Genomic DNA, 16,579 nt, shown 5'->3' on the forward strand with positions numbered 1-16,579 from the left:
AGGCTGAACGATGCCGGCCTGGCTGCACCTGATGGCGGAATCGCTGCGCCCCCTGCTCGTTGCAGGGCTCGTGTTTACGGTTCCGCTCACGCTCGCGTCGTTCGCGATCGGCCTGTTGCTCGCGTTCGGCGCAGCGCTCGCGCGGCTGTTCGGGCCGCGCTGGGCGCAGGCCGTCGTGCGTTTCTATATCTGGCTGTTCCGTGGCTCGCCGTTGCTCGTGCAGTTGTTCGTGATCTTCTACGGGCTACCGAGCGTCGGCATCGTGCTCGATCCGCTGACGGCCGCCGTGATCGGCTTCTCGCTGAACGTCGGCGCGTACAACGCGGAAGTGATTCGCGGCGTGATCGAATCGATCCCGAAGGGGCAATGGGAGGCCGCGTACTCGATGTCGATGACGCGCGCGCAGGCGCTGCGCCGCGCGATCCTGCCGCAGGCCGCGCGCGTCGCGCTGCCCGCGCTGTCGAATTCGTTCATTTCGCTCGTGAAGGACACGTCGCTTGCTGCCGTGCTGACGGTGCCCGAGATCTTCCAGGCCGCGCAGCGCATCGCGGCCGTGACCTACGAGCCGCTGATTCTCTATACCGAAGCCGCGCTGATCTATCTGCTGTTCAGCTCGGTGCTGTCCACGCTGCAACGTCGCCTCGAAACCCGCTTCGGCCGGCATGCGCTGTTCCACGCGGAGTTGCGATGATCCGTCTCGAGCGCATCGACAAGTCGTTTGGCTCGCATCGCGTGTTGAGCGGAATCGACCTCGCATTGCAGCCGGGGAGCGTAACGGCGCTGATCGGCCCGTCCGGCAGCGGCAAGAGCACGCTGCTGCGCTGCGTGAACCTGCTCGAAGTGCCGGAGGCGGGCGCGCTCGCGGTCGGCGATGCGCGCATCGCATTCGTGCCGGGGCGCCGGCCGTCGCGCGACGCGGTGTTCGCGGTGCGCAGGCAGACCGGCATGGTGTTCCAGAACTTCCAGTTGTTTCCGCACCTGAGCGTCGTGCAGAACGTGATGGAGGGGCTCGTGACCGTGCAGCGCTGGCCGCGCGAGCAGGCGCGCCAGCGGGCGCTCGCGCTGCTCGACAAGGTGGGCATCGCGGGTAAGGCCGACGCATGGCCGGCCACGCTATCGGGCGGACAGCAGCAGCGCGTGGCGATCGCGCGCGCGCTTGCGCCGTCTCCGCAGGTGCTGCTGTGCGACGAGCCGACGTCGGCGCTCGATCCGGAGCTGTCCGTCGAAGTGGTCGAGGTGCTGCGCCAGCTCGCGCGGGAAGGCACGACGATGCTGATGGCCACGCACGACCTGCGCCTGGCCGCGTCGATCGCGCACGATGCGGTGTTCCTCGCCGATGGCCGCATCGTCGAAGCCGGCGCGTCGCGCGACCTGTTCGGCCGGCCGCGCGACCCGCGCACCGCGAAGTTCGTCGCGACGCTCGCGCAAGGCGTGCCGGTGTTCTGACGACGCGGCGCGAGATGGCTGGCGGTCAGCGTGGCGCGTGCGCGTCGAGCACCGCGGCGACGATCGCCTCCGGCGCATCTTCCTGAACCAGATGGCCCGCGTGCGGGACGCGGATCAGCTTGCCGTTCGCGACGCGATCGGCGAGCGCCTGCCCTTGCTCGAGCGGAATCCATGCGTCGTCCTCGCCCCACACGATGCGCACCGGAAAGTCCGGCGGCGCGTAGCGGGCTTCCGCTTCCTCGATGTAGCGCTGGCGCATCTGCGCGATCTGACGGTAGAACGCGGCCTGGCCGGCCGGCGTGAGCCACGGTGCACGGTAGATCGACAGTGCTTCGTCGCTCAGCGGTCGTGCGACCGCCTGGCCGATATAGGCCGACACGAGCGCATGGTGCGCGTACGCGGGCAGGCCGGTGAACGCGGTTTCGTGCTGCGCGACGTGACGCACGAACGGCGACCCTTGCGGCGCGATCGCGACCGGGTTCACGAGCGTGAGATCCGCATACGCGATGCCGTCGAGGAAGTGCGCGCGCAGCACCGTGGCGCCGCCGTAGTCGTGCGCGAGCACACGCGGCCGCGCGAGTGTCCATTCGTTCAGCAGTGCGCCGAACAGCGCGTTCTGGCGGCCGAGCGACACGTCCGCGTCCGGCATGTCGGACTGGCCATAGCCGAGCAGGTCGTAGAAATACACGCGATGGCGCCGCGCGAGCCACGGCGCGATCCGGCGCCATACCTGCGACGAAAACGGCGTGCCGTGCACGAGCACGAGCGGCGGGCCTTCGCCGAGCGTGCCCCATGCAATCCGGTGGCCTTCGAAATCGAAGCGGTTCGGAAGTTCGAGCATCGGCTTCTCCGTGCTAACCTGTTTTGGTTGTTAACAGGTTACGCCGGATTTTCCGGATATGAAACCGATAGGTGAAAATAAATGGTTACTCGATCCGACCCGGCGCGGCACGGGCACGAATGGCGCGCGGCCGATTTCGTCGGCGGCCATCCGGCGCTCGACTTCCTCAACACGGTGGCCGACACGGGCAAGACGCGCGACGAGGACAAACTCGTCGACTGGCCGGCCGTGCGTGCGTGGGCCGGGAAAGCGGGGTTGCTGGCGCCCGACGATCTGGCGCGGCTGCTGCGTCATCCGCGCCAGGATGGCCCCGACGAACTGGCGGCGCTGCACCGCTTTCGCGACGATGCGTACGCCGCGATCGTGCATCTGACGGCCGCGGGCGGCGGCAGCGCGGGCGCGCGCGCTGCCGACCGGCTCGCGGTGGCGATCCGCGAGGCGATCGGGCGGAGTGCGTTCGATGCGGTTGGCGGCCGCTTCGCGTGGCGACCCGACGCGCGCGCTGCGTCGCGCTGGATCGATGCGGCTGCGCTCGGTTTCGAGGATCTGATGCGCAGCGACGATTTCGCGCGCGTCCGGCAATGCGGCCGGTGTACGTGGTTCTTCGTCGATCGCGGCCGCGGCGTCGGGCGGCGGTGGTGCGACATGCGCACGTGCGGGAACCGCGCGAAGGTGGAGGCGTTCAGGGAGCGGTGACGCGCGCGGCGCGGCGGTTGCCGCACCGCGCGTGGGTCAGCGAGCGGCCTCGGCTTCGTGCGGCCGATAGTCGGGCCATAACGTCGCGGCGGCGAACAGCCCGGCCGCCAGGAACGGCGCACCGATCGCGAACAGGATGGCCGTGAGGCCCCAGCGATCCCAGAAGCGGTCGACGAGCGCACGCTCGGGCGTGACGGGATCGTACAGCACGTCGACCGCATCGCCTTTGTGGAGGCCCGGCGGCGACGACGCCGAGCCCTGGGCGAATGTGATCAGCCGCCCGCTGTCGGTCGTGAATGCGACGATGGCCGAATACAGCGACGTGCGCGACCGCGACGGCCGTCCGTTTTTCGCGATCTCGACCACATGGCCGGTCGAACGCGCATAGTGGTGGACGATTTGCCATTGACGCAGCCCGGCCGCGCCGGCGCCGGCGAGGAAACCCGTGCCGATCGCGATCGGAATCAGCGCGATCGCGACATCCCAGCGGCGCCGTGCCGGCTTGCGTTCGACGTGGCGCAGCGCCGGGCCCGACTGCCGGCGGCGTCGCTCGCCCGCGAGCAGCAGGCCGCCGATTGCGAACGACGCGACGGCGAGCAGCGCCGGCACGGCCACCGGAAGCCAGCGTTGCGCAAAATCGTCGATCAGCGCGGGGCGCTCCGGGTGGTCGGGGTCGAGCAGGATGTCGACGTTCTCGCCGATGTCGTACGCGGGCACCGCGGATGCAGTATTGCCGGCGACTTCGCGGCGCCGGCCGTCGTTCGCGAGGTACGCGACGATCGGCCGGTACGCGCGCATTGCATCGCTGTCCTGGACGATGCGCACGACCGTGCCCGGCGCGCGGACCAGGCGGTCGGGTTCCCGGCCGGCCGTGACGGCGAGCACGCCGGCCAGCACGAACAGCACGACACCGATCATCAGTGCGACCAGCGCGTCCTTACCCGGCATGACGCGATCCGGTTCGGGCGTCGCGCGGATCGGGGCCGGCCCGGGTGAGCGGCCCATCGCGACGGACAGGCCGATATCGGCGCAACCATGCCCTCTGAATGGTCGCGTCTCGTTCACATGCTTCCATGTCTGACGTCCCATGTTCTCTCAGTGCCGGCGGGCAAATGACGAACCCCGCGCCGGTCGTGTGATATTTATCGGACGATTCTAGCGGAAACGATGCGCGACGGGCGTGCGGCGGCGTACCGCGAAAGGCGCGCGGCGCGCCAAAACGGAAAAGGCCGGTCAGCTTTCGCTGACCGGCCTTTGAAATTCCTGGTGGGGCGTGAGTGACTCGAACACTCGACCTACGGATTAAGAGTCCGCTGCTCTACCAACTGAGCTAACGCCCCCAACAGAAGAAAGATTATGCCGGGGTTTTCGGGACATGGCAAGCCTTTTCTGCGAATTTCCCGAAAATATTTCGTCACGCCGGCGACGGTTGCCGGCGCGGTAACGAGCGGTCGCAGTTTGCGCGCTCCCGGTATGATGACGCCACACGCGTTGCGCGACGGTCGCGCAACGTTTTCTGGACATTCGAAGATGGACGAAAACGCAGTCCGCGAATTGCTGGATCGCCTGCTTGCCCCGTGGGTCCGCTCGCTGGGTCTGGTCCCCGTGTCGATCGGCGACGACAGCGTCACGTTGCGCCTGCCGTTTTCCGGCGAGTTCCGCCATTCGGGCGGCGTGATCTGCGGCCAGGTGTTCACCGCGGCCGCCGACACCGCGATGGTGGTCGCGATCTCGGCTGCGCTCGGCGAATTCCGGCCGATGACGACGGTGTCGCTGAACACGAACTTCATGCGTCCCGTGCGCAAGGGCGACGTGCTCGTCACCGCGCGCGTGCTGCGGATGGGTCGCAACCTCGTGTTCGGCGAAGTCGAGCTGTTCGACGAGGACGGCAAGATGGCCGTCCACGCGACGTCGACCTACGCGCTCGTCAGCTGAGCGGCGCGATGTTCGACCAGATCGTCTTTGCGGGCGGCGGCAATCGCTGCTGGTGGCAGGCCGGCTTCTGGGACGTCGCGCAGCCGGCCCTCGGCCTGCGCCCGCGCGTGATCACCGGCATCTCGGCCGGCGCGGCGACCGCCTGCATGCTGTATACACGCGACGCCGCATGGGTGATGCGCTATTACGAGGAGGCGCTGCGCCACAACCGGAAGAATGCGTACTGGGGCAACCTGTTCGGGCGTGAGCCGGTGTTTCCGCATTACCGGATCTATCGTCAGGCGCTGCTCGACATCTACGGCGAACCGTTCGCGAAGCTCGCCGCGGCGCCGGAAATCCGCATCGGCGTGTCGCACGTGCCGCGCTGGCTCGGCGCGCGCAGCGCGGTCGCGGCCGGCCTCGTCGCGTACAACATCGAGAAGTACGTGCGCAAGACGCTGCACCCGACGCTCGGGCGCACGCTCGGCTTTCGGCCCGAATTCGTGCGCGCGCAGGCCTGCGCGCACGTCGACGAACTCGCCGACCTGATCCTGCAGTCGTCCTGCACGCCGCCGTTCACGCCGGTGCTGCGGCGCGGCGGTCGGCCGGTGCTCGACGGCGGGATGGTCGACAACGTGCCGGTCGATGCGCTCGATCCGTCTCCGGGCGACGTGCTGGTGCTCGTCACGCGGCTGTATCCGCGTCCGCAGATGTTCACGGTCGCGCATGGCGACCAGCGGCGGCTGTACGTGCAGCCGTCGAGCAAGGTGCCGATTTCGAGCTGGGATTACACGAGCCCGTCGCAGATGCGGCATGCGTACGATCTCGGGCGGCGCGACGGCGAGCACTTCCTCACGCGCGTCGACGCGATGACGGGCGGCCGCGTGGCCGCCTGACGGCAGGAATCGGGCAACGGGGCCACGCGACGCGCGCGGCCCGCGCGGTCAGCGCTTGCGGATCGGCGTCAGCGCTTCGGGGTTGGCGACGCTCGACATGTCGCCGTCGTCGAACGCGAGAATGTTGCGGAATGCGGCACTGAAATACAGTTCGTAGCTTTCGCGTTCGACGTAGCCGATGTGCGGCGTGCAGATCACGTTTTCCATCCGCAGCAGGCTGTAGCCCTGCAGGATCGGCTCGCTTTCGAACACGTCGATCGCGACCATCCCCGGCCGGTTGTGCGACAGCGCGTTGACGAGCGCGTTTTCCTCGAGCAGCTCGGCGCGGCTCGTGTTGACGAGCAGCGACGTCGGCTTCATCCGCATCAGGTCTTCCTGCTTCACGATCCCGCGCGTGTCGTCGTGCAGGCGCAGATGCAGCGACAGCACGTCGCTTTGCTCGAACAGCGCTTCGCGGCTCTCGGCGGCCGTGTAGCCGTCGGCGCGCGCGGCCTCGAGCGAATGCTCGCGGCCCCAGATCAGCACGTTCATCCCGAACGCCTTGCCGTAACCGGCGACGAGCCGGCCGATCTTGCCGTAGCCCCAGATGCCGAGCGTCTGGCCGCGCAGCACCTGGCCGAGGCCGAAGTTCGGCGGCAGCGCCGACGTCTTCAGGCCCGACTGCTGCCAGGCGCCCTGCTTCAGGTTCGCGACGTACTGCGGAATGCGGCGCTGGGCGGCCATCACGAGCGCCCAGGTCAGCTCGGCCGGCGCGACGGGCGAACCGGTGCCTTCGAGCACCGCGATGCCGCGGTCGGTACACGCGTCGAGATCGATGTGGCTCGACACGCGGCCGGTCTGGCTGATCATGCGCAGGTTCGGCAGCTTCGAGAGCAACTGCGAGGTAATCGGGGTCCGTTCACGAATCAGCACGAGCGCTTCGACTTCCGCCAGACGGCTGGCGAGCTGTCCCAGGCCGCGCACCGTATTGTTGAAGACCTTTACGTCGTGGCCGGCGAGCATCTCGAAGCAGTTCAGTTTGCGGACGGCGTCCTGGTAGTCGTCGAGGATGGCAATTTTCATGGTGAACGGGGTGTCGCGCGTTGAAAGCGGGCACGGGCGGCGGCGCATCTTGCGCACCTGTTCCGCCCGGCCGGGGCCGACATGATGCTACGCCCGCCGCCTTCGTGGGGTCTTTTTAACAGGTTGTTACGCTCCGCCGCAATGGGCGCGAGCCACCCCCCACGCCGCTCGGGCGCCGTGCGCGAGGGTGCGCTGTTGTGTCGCATCAAACACGTCCTTCCTGATTCGGCCGCTTACTCGACGAGGTTCACCCAATTGTTGCTCGCAGCAGAATAATTGGATCAACTATCCGCGGAAGGCGAGGATTTTTGACTATTTTTATCGTCAACCGGCCCGTTGTTGAGCAACTCTGCATCATTTCCGCTGTCGTAGGAGAATTACGCATTTGCTTCATCTTTTTGAAGTTGTAACAGCGGCAGGAGTCGTTTATGGATCATTTGCAGTCGATGCGCGTGTTCGTCAAGGTTGCAGATCTCGGCAGTTTCGCGCGGGCCGCGAGCGCAATGGATATCTCCAACGCGGTCGCGACGCGCCACGTCGCCGATCTGGAAGGCCGGCTCGGCACGCGTTTGCTTAACCGCACCACGCGCAGCCTCTCCCTGACGGAGTCGGGTCAGGTCTATCTGGAGCGTGCCCGCCAGATCCTCGACGAGCTCGAGGACGTCGAGCAGATGGTCGTCGCGCGCAATCACGAGCCGGTCGGCACGCTGCGCATCGTGGCGCCGGTCGTGTTCGGCCTGCACAACCTCGCCCCCGTGCTGCAGTCGTACACGGAGAATTTCCCGAAGGTGGTGCCGGATCTCACGCTGGTCGACCGGCAGGTCGATCTCGTCGAGGAAGGCTTCGACGTCGGCATCGTCGTCACGCGCCAGATGCGCAGCGCGAGCATCGTCACGCGGCGCCTGACCACCGGCTGCATGACCGTGTGCGCGACGCCCAGCTATCTGGAGAAGCACGGCGTGCCGACGCATCCGGAACAGCTCGCCGAGCACCCGGCGCTGAGCCTGCCGACCGAATACTGGGGCGACGAGCGCGTGTTCACGGGGCCGGACGGCGAAGTGCGCGTGCGCCCGACCAACGTGATCGTCGCGAACAACACCGCGATGCTGCGCCAGTTCGCGTTGCTCGGGATGGGCGTCGCGATCCTGCCGAGCTACCTGATCGGCAGCGACATCGCGCGCGGCGCGCTCGTGCGGCTGCTGCCGGATTTCCGGCTGCCGCAGGTCGAGATCAACATCGCCTACCCGAGCCGGCGCCATCTGCCGGCGAAGGTGCGTACGTTCATCGATCATCTCGTCGAGCATTTCAGTCACTCGACCGACGCGACGATGGGCGAGCAATGGGCCGCGCAGGGCGCGACGCCGCCGCCGATCGGCGTCGAGATGCGTGCCGAGCAGCCCGAGACGACCGATCCGAACCTGCAACCGCGTCTTGCGCGCTCGCCGCGCACGCGCGTGGCGATGCCGTCGCCGCTGTAACGGCCCGGCGCCCGCCCGGTAGCAAGACGGCCGGCACGAATAAAAAACGCGGATCGATCGATCCGCGTTTTTTATGGGTGCGCGCGGGAGCCGGACGCGCCGCAAGCGGCGCGCGGCGGCCGGGCCGTCACGAACCCGTCTTGCGCGCCGTCGTCTTGCGTGCGGCGGTCTTGCGGGCCGGCGCCGGTTTCTCTTCGGCGCCTTCGGTCACGGTTTCGGCATCCTTCGTCGCCGATTTGGCCGTCTTCTTCGCGGCGGCCGCCTTCGGCTCCTTCTTCTCGAACTCGAAGCCGATCTTGCCGTCCGGCTGCTTCACGAGGAACGCCTTGAAGTTGCGGCCGGTACGCGACGACTTGAAGTTCGGCAGCAGGTCCGTGCGGCCGTCGGCCAGCAGCTTGCCCATCTGCTCGCGCGTGATTTCCTGCTGCAGGATCACCTTGCCCGAGCGGAAGTCGCAAGTCTTCGGGTTCGCCACCGAGTGCTCGCACACGTAGCTCATCCCGTGTTCGAACACGCGGCCCTTGCACTTCGGGCATGCGCCGACCGGTTCCTGCGCGGAGAAGTCGGGCGCTTCGCCATCCTCGCCGCCCTGGTCCTGGCCGAAATCGAACTCGAGCTTGTAGTTCTTCGTCTCGTCGTCGAACGACAGCTTCAGGATCGCCGAGAACGGGCGGCCCATCTTGCTGCGGAACCCGGACAGCGGCCCGATTTCCTTCTTCTGCAGCAATTCCTCGACTTCCGGGATCTCGAACTGCCGGCTGCCCGGGATCTTCGAGATCGAGAAGTCGCACTTCGTGCACGCGAAGCGGCGATAGTTTTCCTTCACCTGGCCGCCGCAGTTCGGGCACGGCGTCTGAAGGGTCGCGTAGTCGCCGGGGATCGTGTCGGAATCGTATTCCTTCGCGCGCTTGACGATCTGCTGCGTCATGCGGGCGATTTCCTGCATGAACGCGTCGCGCCCGAGATTGCCGCGCTCCATCTGCGACAGCTTGTATTCCCATTCGCCGGTGAGCTCGGGCGCGGTGAGTTCCTTCACGCCGAGGCCGCGCAGCAGCGTCATCAGCTGGAACGCCTTCGCGGTCGGGATCAGTTCGCGGCCCTCGCGCAGCAGGTACTTCTCGCCGAGCAGGCCTTCGATGATCGCCGCGCGCGTCGCCGGCGTGCCGAGACCCTTCGCGGCCATCGCCTCGCGCAGCTCGTCGTCCTCGACCAGCTTGCCCGCGCCTTCCATCGCGGACAGCAGCGTCGCTTCCGAGTAGCGTGCGGGCGGCTTCGTCACGAGTGCGACGGCGGCGATTTCGTCCGTCTTCACCTTCTCGTCCTTCTGCACCGGCACGAGGTTCGCGTCGGCGCCTTCGGCGTCGCGGCCGTACACCTGCAGCCAGCCCGGCTCGACGAGCACCTTGCCTTCGGTCTTGAAGTGATGGCCGGCGACTTCGGTGATCCGAGTCGTCACGCGGAATTCGGCCGCCGGGAAGAACACCGCGAGGAAGCGCTTCACGACCATGTCGTACAGCTTCTGCTCCGGCTCGGACAGCGACTTCGGCGCCTGCAGCGTCGGGATGATGGCAAAGTGGTCGCTGATCTTCGAGTTGTCGAAGATCCGCTTGTTCGGCTTCACCCAGCCCTTGTCGAGCACCTGCTTCGCATGCGGCAGGTAGTTGTGGCTCTCCTTGAGCATCTCGAGCGTGGACTGGACCGTCGAAAGATAGTCTTCCGGCAGCGCGCGCGCATCGGTACGCGGATAGGTCAGCACCTTGTGCTTTTCGTACAGCGCCTGGGCGAGGCCGAGCGTATTTTTCGCGGAGAAGCCGAAGCGGCTGTTCGCCTCGCGCTGCAGGCTCGTCAGGTCGAACAGCAGCGGCGAAAGTTGCGTCGACGGCTTCGATTCCTCGGACACCGTGCCGATCTGGTCGCGGCAGGCGGCGACGATCGTTTCGGCGGCCGGCAGGCTCCAGAGGCGGGAGTCGCGCTTTTCCGGATCGAATTCGTCGCGCTTGAATTTCGGGTCGAACCACTTGCCTTCGTAGAAGCCGCCCGCGCACGCGAATTCGGCCTTCACTTCCCAGTAGTCGCGCGGGACGAAACGGCGGATTTTCTCTTCACGTTCGACGACGATCGACAACGTTGGCGTCTGAACGCGGCCGACGGTGGTCAGGAAGAAGCCGCCGCCCTTGCTGTTGAACGCGGTCATCGCGCGCGTGCCGTTGATCCCGACGAGCCAGTCGGCTTCCGAGCGGCAGCGTGCGGCGTCGGCGAGCGGCTGCATGTCCGAGTCGCTGCGCAGATTCGCGAAACCGTCGCGGATCGCCTGCGGCGTCATGGATTGCAGCCACAGACGCTGGACCGGCTGCTTCGCCTTCGCGTGCTGCGCGATCAGGCGGAAAATCAGCTCGCCTTCGCGCCCCGCGTCACATGCGTTGATCAGGCGGTCGACGTCCTTGCGCTTCATCAGCTTCGTGAGCACCTTGAGGCGCGACTCGCTTTTTGCGATCGGGTTCAGGTCGAAATGCGGGGGAATGACGGGCAGATGCGCGAAGCTCCATTTCCCGCGCTTGACCTCGTACTCCTCCGGGGCGGCGATTTCCAGCAGGTGGCCGACAGCGGACGAAAGGACGTAATCGTCGCTCTCGTAATACTCGTCATGCTTGGTAAAGCCGCCCAAAGCGCGTGCGATGTCGTTCGCGACAGAAGGCTTTTCCGCAATGATCAGTGCTTTGGACATGACAGGTGTGTGTTGGTAGACCGGGTTCGCCGGCGTGGGTCCCTTTTACGACCGCTTTATAGCACACGCGGCAGCGACGGCGGCTCGGCGTGTAAAAAGCGGCTCATCATAGAGGGGGGCCGCAACGGCGGCAAGCGTCCGGCGCGGCGGAGCGCGCGAACCTGCGCGAAACCTGCCGCGCCGGCCCGCGAATTCAGGCTTCGACGGTCAGGACGTCGCGCAATTTCGGTGCGTGCGGCGCACCGGGCACCGCGCTCAGGTCGGACAGCATGCGCTCGACGATCGCCGCGTGCGGCAGCACCGTGCCGAAGAAGCGCGCGGTGTGGGCATCCTCGATCAGGATGGTCGGGAAGTTCTCGACATCGAGATCGTCGAGCCGGTCGGCATGGGTTTCGATGTCGATCCACGCGAAGCAGGCATCCGGATGCGCGTCGGCGAGCTGGTCGAAGGCGGTCCGGTAGTCGCGGCACGTGCCGCACCACTCGGCGCACAGGCAGGCGACCAGCAACGTGCCGGGATCGGCGAGGCGCTCGGCGATCCGATCTGCGTCGGTGTCGAGATTCAGCGCGGGCATGGCATTCCTTGGGTAGCGTCGGCGGCCGGGCCGCCCCTATGGCGGGGAATGTAGCACGCCCCGCGCGGACGGGGTGGGCGCCGCGTCAAGCCGCGCGAACCGTCCGCCGGCGACGCTCGCGACGCGGCCGGCCAGTTCCAGCGCGAGCAGCGCGCCATGCAGCACGTCGTCGGACAGGCCGCTGTGCTCGGCCAGCCATTCGTACGTCACGGGGCCGTATCCCAGGGCGGCGAGCACCGCCTGTTCCGACGGGGTGACCGGTGACGCGGCTTCGATCCGGGGCGATGCGGCGGCCGCGACGGCACGATTCGCCGGCGCGCCGCCGGCCGTTTCGGGCTCGCCGCTTTCGCCGGCGTTCGGGCCCGGGTTGCCGGCCCGCACCGTGCCGGCTGGTGCTTGCGCCGCCGGCTCGCCCAGCCCGTATTCCTCGAGCACGTCGAACGGCGCTGCGGTGAGCTTCGCGCCGTCGCGGATCAGCGCGTGGCAACCCTGCGCGAGCGGCGCGTGGATCGAACCGGGCATCGCGAACACATCGCGCCCCAATTCGTTCGCGAGCCGCGCGGTGATCAGCGAGCCCGAGCGCGGGGCGGCCTCGACGACGAGCACGCCGAGCGCGAGCGCGGCGATCAGCCGGTTGCGCTGGGGAAAATGCGCGGCGCGGGCCGGCGTGCCGAGCGGCCATTCCGACACGATCGCGCCGTGCGCGGCGATCTCGTGGGCGAGCGCGCGGTGCCGCGCCGGATAGACGAGATCGGCGCCGGTCGCGATCACCGCGACCGTGCCCGAGCGGCCGTCGAGCCCGCCACGATGCGCGGCGCCGTCGATGCCGAGCGCAAGGCCCGAGACGATCGTGAGGCCCGCGTCGGACAGCCCGCGTGCGAAATGCGTGGCGTCGGCGAGCCCCTGCGGCGTCGCGTGGCGGCTGCCGACCACGGCGAGGCCACGGGCGTGCAGCAGATCGAGCCGCCCCTTTACATATAGCAGCGGCGGCGGATCGTGCAGATCGCGCAGCCGCGGCGGGTACGCCGGATCGCTCAGCGTGACGAGCACGTTGCCCGGCCCGTCGAGCCAGGCGAGTGCGGCGTCGGCACGCGTATCGAGATCGACGCGCTCGCTCGCGCGCACGGCCTGCGCGGCGGCGGGGCTGGCCACGGCGGCGATCGCCTCGCCGGACGCGCGCAGCAACGCCGCCGGCGAGCCGAACGCGGCAAGTAAAATCTGCAGCACGGCGGGCGGGAGGCCGGGCGCATGCGCGAGTTGCAGCCAGGCGCGCAGCGCGGCGGGCGTCAGCGCTTGCGGCGACATGAGACGGCCCTCGAATGCGGCGGCCAGCGCAGCGCGTGACGCCATGATAAAATTTTCATCATCCGAAATACTCGACAGGGCCGTGCGCGCAGGCGCCCGGCCGATTGCAGGAGGCGCGATCCGCGGCATTGATATGCCACGCATCCGCCTCATCTTCATTGCATCGCGGCGGCGGCGCCAGCCGGCCGGATGGCCGATGCGGCGCGCCGCCCCATCGAATACCGAACACCGAACACCATGGCTTTGCTCAATATTCTTCATTACCCCGACAAGCGGCTGCACAAGGTCGCGAAGCCCGTCGACAAGGTCGACGACCGGATCCGCAAGCTCGTCGCCGACATGGCCGAGACCATGTACGCGGCGCCCGGCATCGGCCTGGCGGCCACGCAGGTCGACGTGCACGAGCGCGTGATCGTGATCGACGTCTCCGAGGAGAAGAACGAACTGCGCGCGTTCATCAACCCGGAAATCGTGTGGTCGAGCGACGCGAAGCAGACCTATGAAGAAGGCTGCCTGTCGGTGCCCGGCATTTACGACGAAGTCGAGCGGCCCGACCACGTGCGCGTGCGCGCGCTCAACGAGCACGGCGAGGCATTCGAGCTCGACTGCGAAGGGCTGCTGGCCGTGTGCGTCCAGCACGAGATGGATCACCTGATGGGCCGCGTGTTCGTCGAATACCTGTCGCCGCTCAAGCAGACGCGTATCAAGACGAAGATGAAGAAACTCGAACGCGCGATGTGATGCGCGCACGCCCAGCCCGACCCCGAACGCTGTCATGACCCATACGTTGCGCGTGATTTTTGCCGGCACGCCGGAATTCGCCGCGGCTGCCCTTGCCGCTATCCACGAGGCCGGTTTCCCGGTGCCGCTCGTGCTCACCCAGCCCGATCGCCCGGCCGGCCGCGGGATGAAGCTCCAGGCGAGCGCCGTGAAGCGCTACGCCGTCGAGCACGGGATGACCGTCGCGCAGCCGCCGTCGCTGCGCCGCGCGGGCAAGTACCCGGCGGAGGCGGCCGACGCGATCGAGCTGCTGCGCGCGACGCCGCACGACGTGATGGTGGTGGCCGCGTACGGCCTGCTGCTGCCGCAGGAAGTGCTCGACATCCCGCGCGCCGGCTGCATCAACATTCACGCGTCGCTGCTGCCGCGCTGGCGCGGCGCCGCGCCGATCCATCGCGCGATCGAGGCCGGCGACGCCGAGACGGGCGTCACGCTGATGCAGATGGACGCCGGCCTCGACACCGGCGCGATGATCGACGAGGCGCGCACGGCGATCGCGCCCGACGATACGACTGCGACGCTGCACGACCGTCTCGCCGCCGACGGCGCGCGGCTGATCGTCGACGCGCTCGTGCGGCTCGAGCGCGACGGCACGCTGCCGGCGACGCCGCAGCCGGCCGACGGCGTGACCTACGCGGAAAAGATCGACAAGCACGAAGCGGCGCTCGACTGGCGCAAGCCGGCCGACGTGCTCGCACGCCAGGTGCGGGCGTTCGATCCGTTCCCGGGCGGCGTCGCGACGCTCGACGGTGCGGCCATCAAGCTGTGGGCGGCCGAGCCCGTGGCGGGGCGCGGTGCGATTGCCGACGCGGCGCCCGGCACGATCGTCGAAGCCGCGCCGGAAGGCGTGGTGGTCGCCTGCGGCAGCGGCGCGCTGCGCGTGACCCAGTTGCAGAAGCCGGGCGGCAAACGGCTGCCCGCGCGCGAATTCCTTGCCGGTTCGCCGCTCGCCGCCGGCCAGCGTTTCGCGCTGTCCGACGCTGACTGACACGGCCCGAGCGCCATTCGACCCGGTCTGCCGGCCCGGCGCAACTGGCCGGACGGCCGAGTCGCGCGGTGCGGCAGGCGCGCGTAGAATTTCCCTGCGCTTTCCGGTTTCGAGGTCTTCATGTTCGGCATCACCCATTTCGGCTTCTTCGTGTTCGCGGTTTTCCTGCTGAACATCACGCCCGGCCCCGACACGGCCTACATCGTCGGCCGCAGCGTCGCGCAGGGGCGCGGCGCGGGGCTGATGTCGGCGTTCGGCATTTCGGCCGGCTGCTGCGTCCACGCCCTTGCGTGCGCATTCGGGCTGACCGCGCTGCTGGCGGCATCGGCAACCGCGTTCACGGTGATCAAGCTGGTCGGCGCCGCGTACCTGATCTATCTCGGCGTGCGGATGGTCATCGCGAAGCCGGCCGCCGCGCCGTCGGGCGCGGAGGCCGTGCAGGTCCCGGCCGCCAGGCCGCTGCGCCAGTTGTTCATGCAGGGCTTCTGGACCAACGTGCTCAATCCGAAAGTCGTGCTGTTCTTCGTGTCGTTCTTCCCGCAGTTCGTATCGGCCGACAGTCCGCACAAGGCATGGGCGTTCCTGACCCTCGGCGCGGTGTTCGTCGCGATGAGCACGGTCTGGACGAGCCTGGTCGCGTGGGTGGCGGGTAGCGTCACGCAGCGCTTTTCCGGCAAGCCGGGCGTCAAGAAATGGCTCGATCGCACGGTCGGCAGCGCTTTCGTCGGCCTCGGCCTGCGTCTTGCCGCTTCGCAACGCTGAGATTGAATTTTTCCGGCGAGACCTTATCTAACAAATCGCTTACAATTTTCCGCCGTGCGCTGTGAAGCGCGGCGGGTCCCCTGACGGATAAGGAGTGGGTATGTTCAATTGGGTCAAAACGGCGATGCTGATGGCCGCGATCACGGCCCTGTTCATCGTGATCGGCGGGATGATCGGCGGCTCGCGCGGCATGACGATCGCGCTGCTGTTCGCGCTCGGCATGAATTTCTTCTCGTACTGGTTCTCGGACAAGATGGTGCTGCGCATGTACAACGCGCAGGAAGTCGACGAGAACACGGCGCCGCAGTTCTACCGGATGGTGCGCGAGCTGGCCACGCGCGCGAACCTGCCGATGCCGCGCGTCTACCTGATCAACGAGGACGCGCCGAACGCGTTCGCGACGGGCCGCAACCCCGAGCACGCGGCGGTCGCCGCGACGACGGGCATCCTGCGCGTGCTGTCGGAGCGCGAGATGCGCGGCGTGATGGCGCACGAGCTCGCGCACGTGAAGCACCGCGACATCCTGATCTCGACGATCACGGCGACGATGGCGGGTGCGATCTCGGCACTCGCCAATTTCGCGATGTTCTTTGGCGGGCGCGACGAGAACGGCCGGCCCGCCAACCCGATCGCGGGTATCGCGGTCGCGCTGCTCGCGCCGATCGCAGGCGCGTTGATCCAGATGGCGATTTCGCGGGCGCGCGAGTTCGAGGCCGACCGCGGCGGCGCGCAGATTTCTGGCGATCCGCAGTCGCTCGCCACCGCGCTCGACAAGATCCATCGCTATGCGGCGGGCATCCCGTTCCAGGCGGCCGAGGCGCATCCGGCCACCGCGCAGATGATGATCATGAACCCGCTGCACGGCGGCGGCCTGCAGAACCTGTTCTCGACGCACCCGGCCACCGAGGAGCGCATCGCGCGCCTGATGGAGATGGCGCGCACCGGCCGCTTCGATTGATCTCCGGCATACCGCGCGGCCGTTGCCGCGCGGAGGCCGCCCCGCCACCCCGCATGCTCCGCGCTGCGGGGTGTTTCATTTGCGTGCGCCGTAAAGGGGCCAAAGGGGCGGCATGGCCGCACGCTACAATGCGCGGTTTGGGATCGCCAGGCCA

The 16,579-nt window shown here is 68.0% G+C and carries 16 protein-coding genes and 1 tRNA gene; 10 read left to right on the forward strand and 7 right to left on the reverse strand.

All coding sequences use genetic code 11. The features are described 5' to 3' along the window. The first annotated feature begins 10 nt into the window (after positions 1–10). A complete protein-coding gene (locus tag WS64_RS11485; RefSeq protein ID WP_059573598.1) occupies positions 11–691 on the forward strand; it encodes an amino acid ABC transporter permease in 681 nt (226 codons plus the stop codon). Further along, positions 688–1,446 carry an amino acid ABC transporter ATP-binding protein gene (locus WS64_RS11490; RefSeq protein ID WP_059573599.1) on the forward strand — a complete coding sequence of 253 codons (759 nt, stop codon included), beginning with the start codon at positions 688–690 and terminating at the stop codon, positions 1,444–1,446. Before WS64_RS11485 ends, WS64_RS11490 begins: the two co-directional genes overlap by 4 nt. 25 nt (positions 1,447–1,471) lie before the next feature. Here WS64_RS11490 and WS64_RS11495 read toward each other — a convergent pair whose 3' ends face one another. Further along, complete coding sequence (locus tag WS64_RS11495) at positions 1,472–2,287, reverse strand: alpha/beta fold hydrolase (RefSeq protein ID WP_060966501.1); 816 nt, start codon at positions 2,285–2,287, stop codon at positions 1,472–1,474. Between the two features lie 81 nt (positions 2,288–2,368). On the opposite strand from WS64_RS11495, the gene WS64_RS11500 reads away from it, so the two are divergent. Then, positions 2,369–2,983 carry a CGNR zinc finger domain-containing protein gene (locus WS64_RS11500; protein WP_060966502.1) on the forward strand — a complete coding sequence of 205 codons (615 nt, stop codon included), beginning with the start codon at positions 2,369–2,371 and terminating at the stop codon, positions 2,981–2,983. Between the two features lie 36 nt (positions 2,984–3,019). On the opposite strand, the gene WS64_RS11505 is transcribed toward WS64_RS11500, so the two are convergent. Together WS64_RS11505 and WS64_RS11510 are read right to left on the reverse strand one after the other, a co-directional pair. Next, positions 3,020–4,072, reverse strand: coding sequence for a DUF3592 domain-containing protein (locus WS64_RS11505; protein WP_060966503.1), 1,053 nt, complete (start codon positions 4,070–4,072; stop codon positions 3,020–3,022). Positions 4,073–4,247: 175 nt separating this feature from the next. Continuing rightward, positions 4,248–4,323 (reverse strand) — tRNA-Lys (locus WS64_RS11510). 190 nt (positions 4,324–4,513) lie between these two features. On the opposite strand from WS64_RS11510, the gene WS64_RS11515 reads away from it, so the two are divergent. Together WS64_RS11515 and WS64_RS11520 are read left to right on the forward strand one after the other, a co-directional pair. Beyond that, the gene (locus tag WS64_RS11515; protein ID WP_027785770.1) at positions 4,514–4,918 is read left to right on the forward strand and encodes a PaaI family thioesterase; all 405 of its coding nucleotides are present in this window, start codon (positions 4,514–4,516) and stop codon (positions 4,916–4,918) included. An 8-nt stretch (positions 4,919–4,926) separates the two neighbouring features. Beyond that, the gene (locus WS64_RS11520) at positions 4,927–5,793 is read left to right on the forward strand and encodes a patatin-like phospholipase family protein (RefSeq protein ID WP_059573647.1); all 867 of its coding nucleotides are present in this window, start codon (positions 4,927–4,929) and stop codon (positions 5,791–5,793) included. A 48-nt stretch (positions 5,794–5,841) separates the two neighbouring features. Here the strand turns inward: WS64_RS11520 and WS64_RS11525 are convergent, their stop codons facing one another. After that, positions 5,842–6,855 carry a D-2-hydroxyacid dehydrogenase family protein gene (locus tag WS64_RS11525; RefSeq protein WP_059573604.1) on the reverse strand — a complete coding sequence of 338 codons (1,014 nt, stop codon included), beginning with the start codon at positions 6,853–6,855 and terminating at the stop codon, positions 5,842–5,844. Between the two features lie 428 nt (positions 6,856–7,283). Here WS64_RS11525 and WS64_RS11530 point away from each other — a divergent pair, with 428 nt between their 5' ends. Beyond that, positions 7,284–8,333, forward strand: coding sequence for a LysR family transcriptional regulator (locus WS64_RS11530; protein ID WP_059573605.1), 1,050 nt, complete (start codon positions 7,284–7,286; stop codon positions 8,331–8,333). A 127-nt stretch (positions 8,334–8,460) separates the two neighbouring features. Here the strand turns inward: WS64_RS11530 and WS64_RS11535 are convergent, their stop codons facing one another. The 3 genes from WS64_RS11535 to dprA form a co-directional block, all read right to left on the reverse strand. Beyond that, a complete protein-coding gene (locus WS64_RS11535; RefSeq protein WP_060966504.1) occupies positions 8,461–11,058 on the reverse strand; it encodes a DNA topoisomerase III in 2,598 nt (865 codons plus the stop codon). A gap of 193 nt (positions 11,059–11,251) precedes the next feature. Beyond that, positions 11,252–11,632: a thioredoxin family protein gene (locus WS64_RS11540; RefSeq protein ID WP_060312278.1), complete on the reverse strand. Its 381-nt coding sequence runs from the start codon at positions 11,630–11,632 to the stop codon at positions 11,252–11,254. 36 nt (positions 11,633–11,668) lie between these two features. Continuing rightward, entirely contained in the window at positions 11,669–12,982 is a 1,314-nt protein-coding gene (dprA, locus tag WS64_RS11545; protein WP_060966505.1) for a DNA-processing protein DprA, read from the reverse strand. A gap of 192 nt (positions 12,983–13,174) precedes the next feature. On the opposite strand from dprA, the gene def reads away from it, so the two are divergent. The 4 genes from def to htpX all read left to right on the forward strand — a co-directional run bounded on the left by def (position 13,175) and on the right by htpX (position 16,425). Continuing rightward, positions 13,175–13,678 carry a peptide deformylase gene (gene def, locus WS64_RS11550; RefSeq protein WP_059573609.1) on the forward strand — a complete coding sequence of 168 codons (504 nt, stop codon included), beginning with the start codon at positions 13,175–13,177 and terminating at the stop codon, positions 13,676–13,678. Between the two features lie 34 nt (positions 13,679–13,712). After that, on the forward strand, positions 13,713–14,705 hold the full coding sequence (gene fmt, locus WS64_RS11555; protein WP_060966506.1) for a methionyl-tRNA formyltransferase: 993 nt from the start codon (positions 13,713–13,715) through the stop codon (positions 14,703–14,705). Positions 14,706–14,825: 120 nt separating this feature from the next. After that, positions 14,826–15,467 (forward strand): LysE family translocator, encoded by a 642-nt coding sequence (locus WS64_RS11560; protein ID WP_060966507.1) that lies wholly within the window; start codon positions 14,826–14,828, stop codon positions 15,465–15,467. A gap of 100 nt (positions 15,468–15,567) precedes the next feature. Next, positions 15,568–16,425 (forward strand): zinc metalloprotease HtpX, encoded by an 858-nt coding sequence (gene htpX, locus WS64_RS11565; RefSeq protein WP_006485774.1) that lies wholly within the window; start codon positions 15,568–15,570, stop codon positions 16,423–16,425. Positions 16,426–16,579: the final 154 nt, after the last annotated feature.

The sequence above is a fragment of the Burkholderia anthina genome, from assembly GCF_001547525.1.
In the GTDB taxonomy this organism is placed as follows: domain Bacteria; phylum Pseudomonadota; class Gammaproteobacteria; order Burkholderiales; family Burkholderiaceae; genus Burkholderia; species Burkholderia semiarida.

Excerpts from the sequence above, each read along its gene's own strand:
- WS64_RS11530 (WP_059573605.1), top strand. The coding sequence starts at position 7,284 with ATGGATCATTTGCAGTCGATGCGCGTGTTCGTCAAGGTTGCAGATCTC.
- WS64_RS11560 (WP_060966507.1), top strand. The coding sequence starts at position 14,826 with ATGTTCGGCATCACCCATTTCGGCTTCTTCGTGTTCGCGGTTTTCCTG.
- WS64_RS11520 (WP_059573647.1), top strand. The coding sequence starts at position 4,927 with ATGTTCGACCAGATCGTCTTTGCGGGCGGCGGCAATCGCTGCTGGTGG.
- htpX (WP_006485774.1), top strand. The coding sequence starts at position 15,568 with ATGTTCAATTGGGTCAAAACGGCGATGCTGATGGCCGCGATCACGGCC.
- WS64_RS11500 (WP_060966502.1), top strand. The coding sequence starts at position 2,369 with ATGGTTACTCGATCCGACCCGGCGCGGCACGGGCACGAATGGCGCGCG.
- WS64_RS11505 (WP_060966503.1), bottom strand. The coding sequence starts at position 4,072 with ATGGGACGTCAGACATGGAAGCATGTGAACGAGACGCGACCATTCAGA.
- WS64_RS11540 (WP_060312278.1), bottom strand. The coding sequence starts at position 11,632 with ATGCCCGCGCTGAATCTCGACACCGACGCAGATCGGATCGCCGAGCGC.
- dprA (WP_060966505.1), bottom strand. The coding sequence starts at position 12,982 with ATGGCGTCACGCGCTGCGCTGGCCGCCGCATTCGAGGGCCGTCTCATG.
- fmt (WP_060966506.1), top strand. The coding sequence starts at position 13,713 with ATGACCCATACGTTGCGCGTGATTTTTGCCGGCACGCCGGAATTCGCC.
- WS64_RS11485 (WP_059573598.1), top strand. The coding sequence starts at position 11 with ATGCCGGCCTGGCTGCACCTGATGGCGGAATCGCTGCGCCCCCTGCTC.
- def (WP_059573609.1), top strand. The coding sequence starts at position 13,175 with ATGGCTTTGCTCAATATTCTTCATTACCCCGACAAGCGGCTGCACAAG.
- WS64_RS11490 (WP_059573599.1), top strand. The coding sequence starts at position 688 with ATGATCCGTCTCGAGCGCATCGACAAGTCGTTTGGCTCGCATCGCGTG.
- WS64_RS11515 (WP_027785770.1), top strand. The coding sequence starts at position 4,514 with ATGGACGAAAACGCAGTCCGCGAATTGCTGGATCGCCTGCTTGCCCCG.
- WS64_RS11525 (WP_059573604.1), bottom strand. The coding sequence starts at position 6,855 with ATGAAAATTGCCATCCTCGACGACTACCAGGACGCCGTCCGCAAACTG.
- WS64_RS11495 (WP_060966501.1), bottom strand. The coding sequence starts at position 2,287 with ATGCTCGAACTTCCGAACCGCTTCGATTTCGAAGGCCACCGGATTGCA.
- WS64_RS11535 (WP_060966504.1), bottom strand. The coding sequence starts at position 11,058 with ATGTCCAAAGCACTGATCATTGCGGAAAAGCCTTCTGTCGCGAACGAC.